General features: G+C 57.5%; 13 protein-coding genes. 4 read left to right on the forward strand and 9 right to left on the reverse strand.

Translation table 11 applies throughout. From position 1 onward, the window contains the following. Positions 1-4: 4 nt before the first annotated feature. The 8 genes from wecC to AB0O97_RS14200 form a co-directional block, all read right to left on the reverse strand. Positions 5-1,306: a UDP-N-acetyl-D-mannosamine dehydrogenase gene (wecC, locus tag AB0O97_RS14165; protein WP_363883522.1), complete on the reverse strand. Its 1,302-nt coding sequence runs from the start codon at positions 1,304-1,306 to the stop codon at positions 5-7. Continuing rightward, a complete protein-coding gene (locus AB0O97_RS14170) occupies positions 1,287-3,188 on the reverse strand; it encodes a glycosyltransferase (protein ID WP_363883524.1) in 1,902 nt (633 codons plus the stop codon). Before AB0O97_RS14170 ends, wecC begins: the two co-directional genes overlap by 20 nt. Next, complete coding sequence (locus AB0O97_RS14175; protein ID WP_363883525.1) at positions 3,189-4,073, reverse strand: ABC transporter ATP-binding protein; 885 nt, start codon at positions 4,071-4,073, stop codon at positions 3,189-3,191. It abuts the gene before it with no gap. Next, the gene (locus tag AB0O97_RS14180) at positions 4,066-4,953 is read right to left on the reverse strand and encodes an ABC transporter permease (protein WP_363883527.1); all 888 of its coding nucleotides are present in this window, start codon (positions 4,951-4,953) and stop codon (positions 4,066-4,068) included. Before AB0O97_RS14180 ends, AB0O97_RS14175 begins: the two co-directional genes overlap by 8 nt. Further along, complete coding sequence (locus tag AB0O97_RS14185) at positions 4,950-6,704, reverse strand: glycosyltransferase family 4 protein (protein WP_363883529.1); 1,755 nt, start codon at positions 6,702-6,704, stop codon at positions 4,950-4,952. Before AB0O97_RS14185 ends, AB0O97_RS14180 begins: the two co-directional genes overlap by 4 nt. Continuing rightward, a complete protein-coding gene (locus AB0O97_RS14190; protein ID WP_363883531.1) occupies positions 6,701-7,939 on the reverse strand; it encodes a glycosyltransferase family 4 protein in 1,239 nt (412 codons plus the stop codon). The genes AB0O97_RS14185 and AB0O97_RS14190 overlap by 4 nt, the downstream gene beginning before the upstream one ends. A gap of 7 nt (positions 7,940-7,946) precedes the next feature. Next, the gene (locus AB0O97_RS14195; protein ID WP_363883533.1) at positions 7,947-8,603 is read right to left on the reverse strand and encodes a hypothetical protein; all 657 of its coding nucleotides are present in this window, start codon (positions 8,601-8,603) and stop codon (positions 7,947-7,949) included. Positions 8,604-8,951: 348 nt separating this feature from the next. Continuing rightward, positions 8,952-9,659, reverse strand: a complete 708-nt coding sequence (locus AB0O97_RS14200) for a hypothetical protein (protein WP_363883535.1) — start codon at positions 9,657-9,659, stop codon at positions 8,952-8,954. 77 nt (positions 9,660-9,736) lie between these two features. On the opposite strand from AB0O97_RS14200, the gene AB0O97_RS14205 reads away from it, so the two are divergent. From AB0O97_RS14205 to AB0O97_RS14215, 3 genes are all read left to right on the forward strand, one after another. Next, positions 9,737-11,401 (forward strand): glycosyl hydrolase family 28-related protein, encoded by a 1,665-nt coding sequence (locus AB0O97_RS14205; protein ID WP_363883536.1) that lies wholly within the window; start codon positions 9,737-9,739, stop codon positions 11,399-11,401. Between the two features lie 306 nt (positions 11,402-11,707). Further along, on the forward strand, positions 11,708-12,406 hold the full coding sequence (locus AB0O97_RS14210; protein ID WP_363883538.1) for an acyltransferase: 699 nt from the start codon (positions 11,708-11,710) through the stop codon (positions 12,404-12,406). A 160-nt stretch (positions 12,407-12,566) separates the two neighbouring features. Continuing rightward, positions 12,567-12,890 (forward strand): hypothetical protein, encoded by a 324-nt coding sequence (locus tag AB0O97_RS14215; RefSeq protein WP_363883540.1) that lies wholly within the window; start codon positions 12,567-12,569, stop codon positions 12,888-12,890. A gap of 351 nt (positions 12,891-13,241) precedes the next feature. Here the strand turns inward: AB0O97_RS14215 and AB0O97_RS14220 are convergent, their stop codons facing one another. Then, on the reverse strand, positions 13,242-13,694 hold the full coding sequence (locus AB0O97_RS14220; RefSeq protein ID WP_363883542.1) for a hypothetical protein: 453 nt from the start codon (positions 13,692-13,694) through the stop codon (positions 13,242-13,244). 214 nt (positions 13,695-13,908) lie between these two features. On the opposite strand from AB0O97_RS14220, the gene AB0O97_RS14225 reads away from it, so the two are divergent. Beyond that, entirely contained in the window at positions 13,909-14,397 is a 489-nt protein-coding gene (locus AB0O97_RS14225) for a DUF3515 domain-containing protein (RefSeq protein WP_363883544.1), read from the forward strand. The last annotated feature ends 22 nt before the right edge of the window (positions 14,398-14,419 follow it).

A 14,419-nucleotide genomic window follows, 5' to 3' on the forward strand; every position in this document is an offset into this window, starting at 1 on the left:
TGTTCTAGCTGGAAACGTTACTGGGCCAGAAGCCGCGAGTATCCACCACGTGCTTGCCAATAAGCAGTTCGGTATCAATTTCGCGGAACTTGTCATGATCTACAAGAAGTGCGACAGCATCAGCCTTGGCCAACGCCTCATCAATGCCAACCAAACGCACGTTAAGCAACCCGACGAGCTCCTTGGGCAGTTTGTCTGTATGGGATTCCACCACAAGGAAAATCGCGTCACAGCGTTCCAGTGCCATTCGGCGAACGATTGCTACTGCAGGTGATTCACGCATGTCATCGATGTTTGGCTTGAAGGCCAACCCCAGGGCAGCAATGACAGGCCTTTCAGATCCCACAAAGGGCGTTAGGATCTGCCGGATAACATGCCCAGGCTTTGCATCATTAACTTCACGGGCAGTCCGGATGAGAGGCGTGTTTTCCAAATCAGCAGACACAATGAACCACGGATCCACAGCAATGCAATGACCGCCGACGCCGGGCCCGGGCTGAAGAATGTTCACACGTGGATGGTGGTTGGCTATGTCAATCAGTTCCCAGACATCCACTCCGAGATTCTTACTGACAATAGAAAGTTCGTTGGCTAGGGCAATGTTCACATCTCGATAGGTATTCTCAACGAGCTTGGAAAGCTCCGCCGTGGCGGCATCTGTTTCCAGTATTTTCCCCAGCGAGAAAATTCGGTAGAGCCGACTGGCCATGGCGGCAGCACCCTCATTAATGCCGCCAATAACCCTGTCATTCGTAACGATCTCAATCATGACCTTGCCAGGGAGGACCCTTTCCGGACAGTGCGCAAAGTACACCACGGGACGTCCATCGGAACCGTCCATGCTTAGATCTGGTCGCACACTCATGATGAAGTCGGCCAGCATCTGCGTTGTCCCTGGAGGCGACGTTGATTCAAGAATGACCAATTCTCCGCCCTTGAGAACAGGTGCTATAGTCTGCGCTGCCGCCAAGATATAGCTCATATCTGCCGACTTGTCTTCAAGGAAAGGCGTAGGGACAGCGATAATGTAAACCGATGCCTCCGGAACAGTCAGTTGAGCCTTGAGCTTGCCCTGTGACACAGCGCCTGCCACATGAATGCCGAGGTCGGGTTCAACGAAGGGAACTTCCCCGCGGTTGACGGCCTCAACCGTTACAGCTGAGATATCTACTCCAATAACGTTGACACCGTTACGGGCCAAAACGGCCGCCGTGGGCAAGCCAATGTAGCCCAGGCCAATCACGGCTACGCTGCTAAATTCTTCCGTGACGGCTTCCGGCTCCAACTCAGATGTCAATGTGTTCATTGGGTCCCCCATAGAATTTCAGTTCACCGGATGCGAGCATCTCGGCGTCGTTCGCTTGCCAGGTGTGTCCATTGCCGGTGCGCACTTGGTAGAAGTTGTAGCGGTCTGTTGAATAGATCTTCAGCCCCGAGCCCCGCGCGTTGCGCAAGAAACCTGTGTCCTCCCCGATCCCTAGCTCCGGAAATGGAACGTCCAGGAAGACTTGGCGGTGGCCCATGATGGTGGGCCCCATGACGAAGTCTGTGAAGCGGTGCTCTTTGTGGCCGAAACGAAGAATAGTGGCGTTTGAGGCCTCGAGGTGCATGTAGTGCGCCTGCTTGCCTACTATGTCCGCCCGCGAATAGTCGAGAGCAAAGAGTTGATCGGAGAGGTAGTTGGAGCCATAGTGATCGTCGTCGTCCATTTTTGTGAGCACCTGGCCCGTGGAAGCCGCAACACAGCGGTTGAGGCACTCCCCTAGGCTGACGTCTCTGCCCGCGGTCAGTAGGACCACGTCCGCTACTCCATATTTTTCCTGCAGTTGCGCCAGTTCCGGGGCAGGAAGTTCAAAGCCGTGGGTCAAAAGGACCAGCTGAGCCCCCACACCAACCTGGTTAGCTAACGTCTTGAAAACGTGCTCGATCTGCCCTGGACGGATGGTGGGTACTAGCGCCGAAATACTGGGCCGATTAGAGCCCGTCACGCGGTTGGGAAGGGCATGCTCCAACACGGTTTCTACGCGGTGCGCATAGGTATGCTGCTGCCAAATTCGCCGTTGTGCCAGATGGGCCGTGCGGTCATTGAGTTCATGGTTGGACACAAGGGCCCGGCTGAGATGCCCAGCCTCTTCCCGAGTGGTGGCGACGGGAACCTCTTCAGCTGAGAAGAAGCTCCTTATAGCCGCGCTCGGCGCAGAGATAACAGGCGTGCCGGCGGCAGAGATCTCAAAGATCCTGCGGGCGCACATGCTCTCCGAATCGACCACGGAGTTGACGTTCAAGAACACCTTGTACGCCTTGTACGCCGACAGCATTTGTTGGTAGGTCAGGGAGCCTACAACGCGAGAATCAAGCGGGGCCGGGAATTGATATTCAGGGCTGCCGCCGAGTTGACGAGAGAATATCTCCAGCCCGGCCTTCATCTTGGCCGAGACATCCATGGCACCAGTGAGGAGCAGGTCCATCTGTTCGCGACGTTCGGGGTACTTGTGGGCAAAATACATGCCTGCAAAGGCTACGTCGCGGTGGTGCCAACCCTTTGACGGGCGTACGGGATTGTGGACCGCTGGCTGGGCAGCAAACGGCAGGACAGCAATCCTCTCGTGGCCGAGGTCCCTGCGGTAGCTTTCAATCCGTCCCTCATCAGAGGTAAAGACAAAGTCAAAGAGCCTGGCAGCGGGGAGGAAATCATCGTAGTGCGGCGGATCTTCTTTGTTCCAGAAGACCGTGGGGATGTTCCGGTGCCGAGCGGCGGCCAGTAATTCAATGAATTGTTCGGACGGGCCGTTGGTACCGGCAATCTTGCCGCGCCATAGACGACTGTTGCCAGCCCATGCCGACTCAATGAACACCAGATCCAGGCCATCGAGCTGTTCCGGTCCCGCGGCAGGATCCAGCGGCACCTGTTCCCATTCGAAGGCAAATGCCATAGCGGAGAAGTCGTCAAGGATGGCGCCAACGCGAAGGTCAGCCAGGCGGGGGGCACCCTGCGGCACTGCGGCTTCGGCGAAGGAAAGCCGGCGCTTCTTACCTTTGCCAATCCAGCCGCCTTCGACCCCTTTGGCGTCCTTGGGGGATGCAAACCCGAGCTCAGACCTGCGCCTGGCCTGCCACTCCTTATACTGGGCTGTACCGCCCTGGCGCAGGTGCCAAACGGCCGTACGGAAATCTTGAGAAGTGTACATTTACCCGGCACTCCGCGTATTCTGGCGCGAAATATCGACGATGCTAACGTTTGCCTGCGAACCTTGGACCTCTGCGCGGAAATTCGCGGCCGTGATGTTATTTCCCTTGGAGAGTTCCTTAGTGAACTTCATGTAGGCCTTGGTAACTTCTTTCGACGGGCCGTCCATGATGAGATCGCCCTTGTCCAGCCACACGGTCCGGCTGGTCATGTCCTTGATCGTGTCGAGGCTGTGACTCACCAAGAGCACACAACCCGCCTCAGACCGGAGTTCGTCCATGCGGCGCTTGCTGCGGGCAGCGAATTGCGCGTCACCGGTGTTCAAAGCCTCGTCAACGAGGAGAATTTCCGGGTTGGCGCAAGCGGCAATCGCAAAGCGAAGGCGGGAGCCCATACCGGAAGAATAAGACTTCATGGGCAGGTGAATAGACTTTTCCAGGCCCGAGACTTCTACAATCTCATCAAACCGTTCAGCAATCTCCGCGTGGGTGAGCCCCATGGCGAGGCAGCCGAGAACCACGTTCTGGTCTCCGGAGAGTTCCGGAACAAGGGCGGCATTTACACCGAGCATGATCGGTGTACTGGATGCGTGGATGGCCCCGGAGGTGGGGCGAATCTGACCGCTGACAAGCTTCATCAGGGTACTTTTACCGGATCCATTGCGGCCAATTACCCCGACCGATTCGCCCCGATTGACCACCAGGGAAAGTTCATTGAGTGCGTGCACCGTCACCGTGTTAGGCAAGGGATTGAGCATTCTCAAGAACTTCATGTGCGGGTACCGAGTGTCCTCTGGAACCTCAGTTGATGGCACCCGGTACCTCATGGCAACATTGTCAGCCACGATGCAAGGGGTGGGCGTCAGGTTGGTGAGCAGATCAGCCACGGACATAAGACTCTTCCCCTTTCCAGAAGTAAACACTGCCAACAATCAATACGGACAGCGACCAAGCAGTAAGTACTATCCACGACTGCAACGCCGGCGTGACGCCATATAGCAAGCAGTCTCGAGTGATGTCGATAATGATGAACATGGGGTTGGCTTGCATGATGCTAAGCAGTACAGGATGGTGAATAAAACGCTCATAAGAGAAGAAAATTGCCGAGAGGTACATCATTGCTCGCAACGCAAAGGGCAACAGGTGGGTGACATCATTGACCCGAGAAATAACTCGGGCCAGAATCATCCCGACTCCCAAATTGAAGAGGAACTGAAGCAGCAGAACCGGGATGATCAACAGCCAACGCCAGGTGATTGGCTCAGTAGGCGGAATGAAAAGTACCAACAGCAACATGGCCAGGATCATGGGGACATTGACCATGGCCTCGCGGATGTTCACGCCCAGTGGCAGTGCCGCGCGTGGGAAAGTAAATCCCTGGACCAAGGCACGATTTTGTTGGATGGATCGAGCACCACCAGTAATGGCGCCAGAAGTCATCTGGAACATGAACACGCCTATGGTCAAATACCCAATGAAGTTGGGGATTCCCTTGCCTGTTCCCAACAACAAACCAAAGATAACAAAGTAAGTCACACCGTTGAAGATGGGGTTCAGCAGTAGCCAAGCACTGCCCAGTTTGTCGCGCCGGGTGCCGCTCTTCACTCGTGCGCGTGCATCGTAGATGATGAAGTTGCGGAAGTCCCAGAGCTGGACCAGATAGTCCAAGAAGGCCGGGCGGGCACCGACTCTGCTGAGGTGGCTTAGGTTGATGGGAAGGATCTTCGCTGCGGCCGGAACTATGGTGCCTTCTTCCGTTTGTGTCATCGCGATGCTCCCGTCCTTGCTTGGTGGTTGATCAATTCTTGGTACTTGTCCTCGTAGCGTTGGGCGTTGGCAGCCCAAGTTCTGCCATGCAGTACCTTCTGCCGGCCGATATCCCCGAGGCGCCGCCGCAACTCTTCGTCGCCCAGTAGCGTAGCCAACGATTCAGCGAGACTTTGTGGATCGTCAGCCGGACTCAGTAAGCCGTTGACACCATGGTCCACAAACTCCCGAAGTGCAGGTAGATCGCTGGCAACCACTGGACGGCCACTGGCTAGGGCTTCAACTGGCTTGAGCGGAGTGACTGCCCGTGTAACGTCGAGGTCCTTACGAGGGACCACAAAAATATCAAGCGCTTGATGGTAGGTGGAGGCTTGTTCACGTGGCACACGTCCGGTGAAAATCACCTTGTCCGACAGGCCCAGCCGTGCGGCCTGGGCTTGCAGAGCTGGGGCTGCTGTTCCGCCACCCACCAACAGCACGCGCAGGGACGGGAACTCGGGAGCCAAAATAGCAAAGGCCTCAATGAGGTGATCGAGTCCCTCGTAGTCGACCAGCGAGCTGACAGTGCCAATGTAGTTGAGTGCTGGGTCTAGGCCGAGTTTTTCCCGAGCAGCCGCGGGTGTTCCGGGTTCCAGCAGGAAATCGCCACCAACTGCGTTGGGACCGAGCACCACCTTGTCCGAGGCGACTCCCTGACTGACGATGCCATCCAGCATGGCTTTGCCCAAAGTCACTATGGCGTCGGCCTCCTGCATGACCTGAGCCTCCGAGGCCTGGAACTTCACATAACGTTCGCTTGCCTTGGCAGCATCGTCACGTGTGGAAGCCCAGGTATCTGCCAGCTGGCCGCGCACCTCATAAACCCACGGAATATTTAGGGCTCGGGCCACTGCGCCAACCACCAAGCCGTTGGTGAAGTGCGTGGTGGTGTGCATGATGTCCGGGCGGAACTCAAGCGCTACCTTGAGTAGTTCCTCGGCTTCCTGCTGCAAGCGCGCATCGGGGGTTGGCGCAAGACTGGACGGAATCATCCTGCGGTAGCGTACGCCGTCGACCAGGTCTTCATCCCCTGCAAGAATCTTGCCAACTTGAACCGGGTAGCCAAGGCGGGTCACGGCCAAAACTTCACGGCCGGCTTCCTGCTGGGCGAGCAAGATGGAATGGCTGCGCTGAGCATAACCGCTACCCGTGTGCGGCAGAGAATTTGTCAGGAGGTGAAGTACACGCCCCTTGACCGGAACCATGGAAGTTTTGGGCAAAACCGGTGTCCAGCCACTAAAAGTGCGGCTCTCCCCTACCAGCCGATCCTGGTGCCGTTTCATTGAACCGTGCTGACCGGCAAGGGCAGCGATGGCACCTTCCATGTCACCGTGGTACCACCGGTTGCGAGCAAGGGTTGCAGGAAAACGCTTCGATAGCTGTGCCAGTGGCAGGAACTTCTCCGCCCATGCGGGCTGGCCAGCGGCCAGAGCAACATCTGCGGCAAGCCGGGCGCGAATGGCCTGCAGCTCAGAGCTCAGCGCCGCGGCGAGCTTGGACTCAAGCCCTGCTGTATCCCCTGTCATGTAGGTTGCCAAAAGCGCAGGGGTGGACGTGGAGCGAGGGCAAAGCCTCGTGACGAGCTTGGCAGCGGGCATGACCACAGCGGACGGCAGTCGCCGGGAAATCTGCAAGGCCAAAACCACAGGATCATCCGCCAGGTGATTTACGGCAGTACTGGCGGCCAGAGTTAGATTCTTTAGCAGGCTCATGCGTCAACACCAACCTTGCCGGTGACCGAATCGATGACGCGCATGTATTTCGCAGCCAAGACAGGATAATTCGCGTGCGCACGCACCCAGTCCCGACCCGAGGTGCCTGCGTCCAAACGGCTGCGATCTGCAGCCAACTCGCGCCAGAGCTCGGCAATCGCTTCAGGCTTCCATGCGACAACGTCGCCAGCATCAGCGTCCTTGACGATGCGGGCAGCCTCGCCACGCACAATGGCCGTAATGTGACGCCCGATAGCCAAAACCTCATACGTCTTGGAGGGAACGGTTGCCTCGAAGGACTTCCAGTCATCTCGCAAGGAGACAATGCAGCTATCCGCAGATTTGTAGCGATCAAGAACTTCTTGACCGTGCAGCGAATCATGAAAAGTCACCGGGGCGTTGAGCTCGGCGGCCAGTTTGATCAGGGCCGGGCGGTGTGTTCCGTGGCCCACCATGTGCAAATGCATGCCCGAACCTACCAAGGCGCTTGCCTTGATCACCGCATCCAACCGCTGGCTTTGGCCATGGTTTCCCAGGTACAAAACCTCGAGGGTTTCCTTGTTCAGGGCGGGTGCCTCAAAGCTGGGGACCGAGTCAACGTCAAGACCATTGCTGACCGTGACCACATTCTTCACGCCGCGAGCTCGCAGCGTTTCGGCGAATCCCTGGGTGACGGCAATGACCACGTCGGCACGGAACTGGATGGCCTCGACCACACGTTCAATGACACTTTTGACGTTGCCTTTGACGAGCCGGGCGTCTCTGGCCAAATCCGGCCAGGCATCGCGCATCTCAACGATAAGTGGAACACGCCTGACTCTGGCAACGACGTATCCAGCCACAAGAATGGGGAGGCTTGGCGCCGTCACGATGACTGCATCCGGCTTGCGCCAGAAGATTCCAGCGGGAATGGACATGGCCGCCGAAAAAAGCTGGTCAATCAGGCGTGCGGGATGGAAATTTCCGCTGTGCGGCAGATAGGGGATGCGCAGAATAACTTCGCCATGAGGGCCCTTTTGGCTGCGGAACACCATGCCAGCAACCTCACGAGGAAGGGTGCGTGTCCCCTGTGGGAAGTGGGCTACGGGGACAACAGCGTCCACCTGCCAGCCAGCTGCGCGGAACTCGCGAATCAGCGACGACCAGCGGCGTTGAGGCGGGCTGTTCTCGGGCCAATACGAATGGGCCAGAAGCATGATCCGTGTGTGTTTGCCACTCTTTGCATTTTTGTTCATGTGTGGTCTATTTCACCGGGCCCGTTGCGGCGGCACCAAGGTGCTTGGCACCGCGTTTCATGAACCGCAGGTAGGCCAGACCAATCGCCAACAGTAGGCCGATAACCAGCAGCTGCAGTAGCAGGGAATTACTCGGAGCTGCCGTGTTTGACGCGCTTGACTTGATAGGCAGTGCCTGCGCCGTGATGCTCGGGCTCGGGCTCGGGCTGCCGACTGTGGGGTGAGTGGTAGCCGGAACGGTAGTGGGAGCTGCAGTTGCTGGCGCAGCCGTGGTGGTCTGCACTTCCGCAGGTACCTCTTCCGCGGTCACTTCGACTGGTTCCTGGGTGTTGTCAGCTTCGGCCGCTGGGGTTGCCGGAGCCGGTTTGACTACGGGTGCCGGGGCTGGTTTGGGAGCCGGCTTAACAACAGGCGCAGGGGCTGCGGGCGCCGGTTTGGGGGCCGGTTTGACAACGGGCGCCGGAACGACGGGAGCAGGTGGGGGTGTGTACGGCGGCGTATAAGGAGGCGTGTACGGGGGTTCCGGAACGGGTTCGGGCTCCGGAGCCGGCTCGATTCCAGGTAGCGTGACTACGATTTCACCAGTGTTCGTATTGCCGTCATCGGCGGTAGCAACGGATGCCTGAGGAAGAACAAGAAAACCCAACAGCAAAATAGCTGCCATCAAGGCAATTCGGGCATAACTCCTGCACCCACTGATCATGCTGAGACCGCCCTTACTTCCCCATAGGCAATGAACCGGGCGGCACATCTGCGATGTGGTGCGCGACACATATTCACGGAACTGAAGGGCATTACAATTAGCCCATCCGGTAGATCATCTCACGAGCACAGCAAATTCACTGGATTTTGGGTGAAAACTGTTAGCTTTGTCATGTCCTTTTCTGAGTCATAATCGGTGAATCTTCCTCACAGCTGAGATGAGCCCCTGTCGGGCTTAAAACAAGCAGGGCCCCACTCAAGCGGTCGGGCCCTGCAAGGCTGCGCCGGGCCGGACCGACTCAGCTAGCTTTTAGTACTTGAAATTCATGACGGTGACTGTTCCTGCTGTGAGCGAGAAGGTCTGGGATTGCTGGCCCGGCTTGAAGTCCATGGGTGCGGGGCGCTCGGAATCAGCCTTGGGAGCACCGGCTTCGCCGTCAATCGCCACACCGTCCTGAGCAGAGTAGCTACTGCCCGTCATTTGCGTCATGGTTCCCGTGGCGGGAATGATGGGCAGCTTCAGCGTCACCTTGGTTTGTGGAGCCGTCTCCGGGTTGTTCTGATTGATCAGAACAACAGTGGTTCTGCCGTCCGCCTGCTGGAGGGCGTATGAATAGGCCAGCCCGCCGCCGTCGTTCTGCAGTTTGAGGAACTCTCCCCCACCAATGGCGCCAACCATGGACAAACCGAAGTAGTTGGCTAACGGCTGCATCTCACCGTTCGGCTTGAGGTACTCACCGTCGAAGCACACCACGGACATGGGTGGCCCACCCTTCCAGGTGATGAGTGAGCTATGGAAGTCCAACTGACTTACCCCAACCTGAGCGGAACCGAGCGCATAGTCTGCGCTCCACATTGCCGAGGCATAGGTTTTGGTGGTCTCATTGCCACCTACGCAAGCGGAGATTCCCGTTTCATCAACCCAAATGGGCATGTTGGCATCGTTTCCCGTTGTCACAACTGAGGAGTGGTAGTTGATGGAGCGGTCACGCATATTGGGCGCCATGAGATTGGCCATGGTGGGCTGGTCAGCGGCAAGTCCTGTGCTGCAGCCCGTCAGCGGATAGTTGTGGAAGGTGAGAATTTTTTGGCTGTTTGAGATCCAGGTCCACCCAGACCGAGGCCCAATCTGCCGCTTATGCGCCCGACAACGGAGGAAAGCCTGTCGGCAAGGGTGAGCTAGCTTTCAATGTCAGGGACTATGGAGCTAAGGGCGATAGCGCCACCGATGAAACCGCAGCAGTTCAAGCAGCCATGAACGCCATAAAAGTTGCAGGAGGTGGAGTGCTGTGGTTCCCCAATGGGGAGTATGTGATTCATGGAAACGTGATCCTCTGCGACAATGTGAGCATCACCGGCGCCAAGGGTGCGGTGATTCGAAAGACGACAGGTTCCATAAACTACGCAGTCTTTGTCGGACTTGCTGGGGCGAATCTTGGTTACGGCGGAGGTGTCAAAAACGTTTCACTCACAGGGCTAACCTTCCGCGGCAATCTAGGGGCAGGGGTATCAATTAGCGCAATGACACTCCACCGCGCCTCCGATGTCTATGTAAGCAACTGCCGATTCTTGGAGACCTCCCAGAATGGGCACGTCTTTGACCCGCTCGGATGTGACAACATCTTCATCGAGCGCTCAGAGTTCCGTGGTGTAAAACTGGTTACAAACCGCAGCTATGTTGAGGCCATTCAGTTGGATTCATCTGTCAAGTATGGGTTTGGTGCGCACGACAGTCTAAAGGCTGGCGAGGTTTTCGACGGCACAGCAACACGGAACGTCACGGTACGCGCCTGCACCTTTGGGAGCATCACTGTTGGCGGCATCAAGTACCTTGCACAGCCACCGCTCGGGTCACACTCATGGGTAGAGGGAAACTACTACACCAACATTGTCTTTGAGGACAATGACGTGAGCGAAGTTCAGGAAACAACCGCGGACAGTTACCCTGGCATTCTTCACTTTGTTGCCGCTAAGCAGGTTTATATTCGCAATAATCGCATCGACGGTAGCGGGATCAGCAACCACTTCGTGAGGACTATCAGCCACGCAACCGGGACTCTCCTTGCTGACATAAACCTTGATGCACCAGAACTTAAGCCGATCCCCGCGTACACGCCAACGAGTGACCTCTATGTTGAAGGTAACGAGGTACGCAACTGCACCGGCGTGCAGGTAATTTATATGTACGGGATTTCCGGAAAGTCCCTGACCAACGTCAACATTAAGAACAACACCCTAATTAACTGTCAGGTCGGGATGGGCAGTAACTACATCGCCCATTTTGCGTTTGTTGATGGGCCAGTTATTGCAGGCAATCAGTCGCGTGGATGCGGTGGCGGCTTCGTTTTCCTTAACAACTGCAACACTTCTTCGGTCAGCAACAACACTTCCGACAAGAACGGCTGGTACGCGGTAACAACGGGTGGAACCAACCAAGGTATCGAAATTGTCAACAACACGTTCAAGGCACAGGCACAACAGATCGTGCTGAGCGGGTGCACTAACCCCGTGGTGCTAGGTAACCGTGTTGAGCTGACAGTCGGCAAATCTGCGATCGTAATTTCCGGCACACCCGCAATACCCGGCGTTGTGAGCGTCCAGGGAAACACGGTTTCGTGCACCACTACCTCAACAGAGGGTGGCATTGGTATCGCAGCGGGCTACACCAAAGGGATCGTGCTGGGGAACATCGCACTAGGCTACCCAAGCGCTTCTTCTCAAGCGGCGACCGTGAACGCAGCCAATAACATCTTCGTCTAATGAGGCTGTTTCGGTGACAATAGGACGCCTATTTGATGAGGTCGACTACTCCGCTTATAAGCTTGCTGTCTTTGTTCCCGAGGGTAGACAGAACAAGGTTTGCCTTCGGGGACAATTGGCGTAACGTTCGGAACAGGGGCGACAGGAAATTTATTCGTAGGGAACTTGGCGCAAGGATTCACGCCAGCAGTGTTCGCAGACACCTCGTCGGGTTCGACCATAGGCGTGAACGCCAATAACCTGACATAGCGGGCATGGCAAGCCTAGACGTCGTTAGTGGTGGCCGTTCACGGGTATGGTGAATTAATGACAGAAATAAAGGCCCTGAAATCCTACAGCGATGACCGTGGCAATGAAATTATCTGCCCAACAGCTGGCGAACAACCGGTAACGGTGAACTTCCGTGGCTCGAACAATCGGCTAGCAATTTCTCCAAATGCAAAGATCCGTCACCTCAATGTCCAATTCGACTGCGATAACGGATCGGTCGAGATCGGATCTCATTCAGGGGTTAGCCCGCTCAGGCTTTTTGCACGCATCGGGCAAGACTCGACGGTGCGGCTCGGCAATAATGTATCCACCACGGACAAGTTGACCATCACTGCCGTCGAGGGCGCCGACGTGACCATTGGCGATGACGTCATGATCGCGACTGACGTCGAGATTCGCACTGACGACGCCCACCCGATCTTTGACGTGACAACCGGGCAGCGCGTGAATCTGTCTCAGCCGATCACCATCGGCAACCACGTATGGCTGGCCAAGCGAGCAATCATCATGGGCGGTGTATCCATCGGCAACGGTTCCGTCGTTGGATTCGGAAGCATCGTCACGAAAGATGTCCCGAACAATGCGATAGCCGCCGGCACTCCGGCGCGGGTCATCCGAAAAGACATCGCATGGGAGCGTCCCCACCTGTCAGGCGCCAAGCCCTTCTACAAGCCAGACGCTGACACGGTGACCAAATCGCAATATTGGAATCTGACAGCGGAGTCACACGAGTAGCAGGCGCGCCAGAGGAACTCAACGCAATATTGAAAGGCCACGACCCCGTGGCCTTTTTTATACCCTACCGCGCCCGTCCAAGGGCCACATAGGACCGGTTAAAGGCACCATAAAAACGGGGCTGTAGTGAACCTTGCTACAGCCCCGCGGGTTAGTATCCGTGGATGACACCACAGAACAGGGATTCCCCGACCCGGCCGACCTTGAGTGCATCCTGGCCGCGCTGCGCCTCCTCACCGAGGCGCAGCACCAGGGCGAGACGTCCGCGGCAGACACGCTCAAAGATGGCGCCTCCGTGCGGGAAGCCGCTGCCGGTGCCGGGATCTCCACCAACACCGTCCAGCGCTGGGGATGCAAGCACGGCTGGCCCACCACCGAGCAGCGCACAGGATGGGAAGCCGACAGGGCTAAGCGTGACGAGTGGACGGCTCGCCTCGAGGCAGCATCCGCCGTGTTCGCCCTTCTCGGCGAAGTTGTGGCATAGGAAGCCACACCCGAAAACCCCTAGCCGCATCGACGCCGGCCGCCCCTGAGCGACCGGCCGTGTAGCCGTTGGGTCGTAGCGCATGGGCCAGGACCATGTTGGGGTCAAAGCCGTTGGGTTCATTGCCAATGGAGACGGCCACCAGACGCTTGCCAAAGATCCGCGCGCCATGTTTGACCAGGTCCGCCGCACGCTCGGGGTTGTAGTCACCCAGGTTTACCGGCAGGCTGATAGAGGCATCCGCCTTTCCAGCAGGCCGCTGATGCTCTTCAGATCATCTGGACCCACGGCACGGGCCGGGAGTTTTTTGGTTTCCACGTAACTGGCAGGAAGGGCCTGGCCAGTGGACGTTCAGAAGAAGCTGCGGTCTACGGATTTGCCACCGAAGCGCAGCATCGGTTTGCCGAGCCCCTTAAAGGTGGCCACCACGGATGCGTTGTCACCATTCAACAACGGGTCGGCCCAATCGGTGGACTCCAGCCAGATCCCAACCTGCGTGGGGCTGGTCTTGGTTCCCACCATGGCACTGCTCACGGTCACCGTTTGGGGAGCCACTGCTGTTAGCGGCGAACCTGCAGGCGGGCCGGCTTGCTTATAGAAATTAGTGACGGCCGTGTAGCTGCGGGCCGGAGTGGCCGTTGGCGCAGCCTGCGTCACGGTGGGCTCCACTGTGTCTGGCTCTCCAGCGAGGAGTGGCGGCACAACGAATGCACCGACAGCCACTACCGCAATGGTGGCACCGGCGGAGACAAACCAGGCTGCCCTTTTGCGGGGCCGGCCCTGCTTTTGGCTTTGCGTGGGCAAGGGGTTTTGTTCAGGCGACTCGGCCAAAGGGGTACTCCAAGATTTGTGAGGTCTTACCGGTGGAATCAAACGTCATCAGCGTGTTGTCCGCGTAATCTCATCATGGCATCCACCGGGCACCGGCAACCAGCCCACCAGCGCGCGCAGTTTAAGTGCCGCCCACCAGAGCCATGGTCCGGAGAGCATTCCCAGCTTGAACGGATAGGCTGATGACATGCCTCTGATTTCCCGTTCCTGGCGGACCGCTGTGCCTTTTGCCGCCGCCGCGCTGCTCGTCCTTACCGCCTGCGCGCCATCCGTCACCATCAATGAGGCCACGGATGCAAACAATCCAGCCTGCGCCCCCATGATGGTGGCGCTGCCAGATTCCCTGGCAGACACCAAGCGCCGCACCACCTCCAGCCAAGCGACTGCCGCATGGGGCGACCCCGCAGTTGTGCTCTTGCGCTGTGGCGTTCAGGTCCCTGGCCCCACCACCGATAGGTGTGTGACAGTCAACGGCGTGGACTGGGTCATCAAGGAAGGTGAAACGTCCTGGACGTTCACCACCTATGGGCGTAACCCGGCCACCGAGTTGATTCTGGAGGAGAACAAAGTCCCCTCAGACACGGTCCTGACACAAATCTCAGCGGCCGCAGCAAAGATTCCCTCGACCGGCGGCTGCATTGGAATCGACGACGTGCCCACATCAGCGGCGCAGTAACAGCAGCTGCTGAATGCAATAA

Source organism: Specibacter sp. NPDC078692 (assembly GCF_040686835.1).
Classification (GTDB): Bacteria; Actinomycetota; Actinomycetes; order Actinomycetales; family Micrococcaceae; genus Specibacter.

Excerpts from the sequence above, each read along its gene's own strand:
- AB0O97_RS14180 (WP_363883527.1), bottom strand. The coding sequence starts at position 4,953 with ATGACACAAACGGAAGAAGGCACCATAGTTCCGGCCGCAGCGAAGATC.
- AB0O97_RS14210 (WP_363883538.1), top strand. The coding sequence starts at position 11,708 with ATGACAGAAATAAAGGCCCTGAAATCCTACAGCGATGACCGTGGCAAT.
- AB0O97_RS14170 (WP_363883524.1), bottom strand. The coding sequence starts at position 3,188 with ATGTACACTTCTCAAGATTTCCGTACGGCCGTTTGGCACCTGCGCCAG.
- AB0O97_RS14225 (WP_363883544.1), top strand. The coding sequence starts at position 13,909 with ATGCCTCTGATTTCCCGTTCCTGGCGGACCGCTGTGCCTTTTGCCGCC.
- wecC (WP_363883522.1), bottom strand. The coding sequence starts at position 1,306 with ATGAACACATTGACATCTGAGTTGGAGCCGGAAGCCGTCACGGAAGAA.
- AB0O97_RS14200 (WP_363883535.1), bottom strand. The coding sequence starts at position 9,659 with ATGGCCAATCTCATGGCGCCCAATATGCGTGACCGCTCCATCAACTAC.
- AB0O97_RS14190 (WP_363883531.1), bottom strand. The coding sequence starts at position 7,939 with ATGAACAAAAATGCAAAGAGTGGCAAACACACACGGATCATGCTTCTG.
- AB0O97_RS14185 (WP_363883529.1), bottom strand. The coding sequence starts at position 6,704 with ATGAGCCTGCTAAAGAATCTAACTCTGGCCGCCAGTACTGCCGTAAAT.
- AB0O97_RS14195 (WP_363883533.1), bottom strand. The coding sequence starts at position 8,603 with ATGGCAGCTATTTTGCTGTTGGGTTTTCTTGTTCTTCCTCAGGCATCC.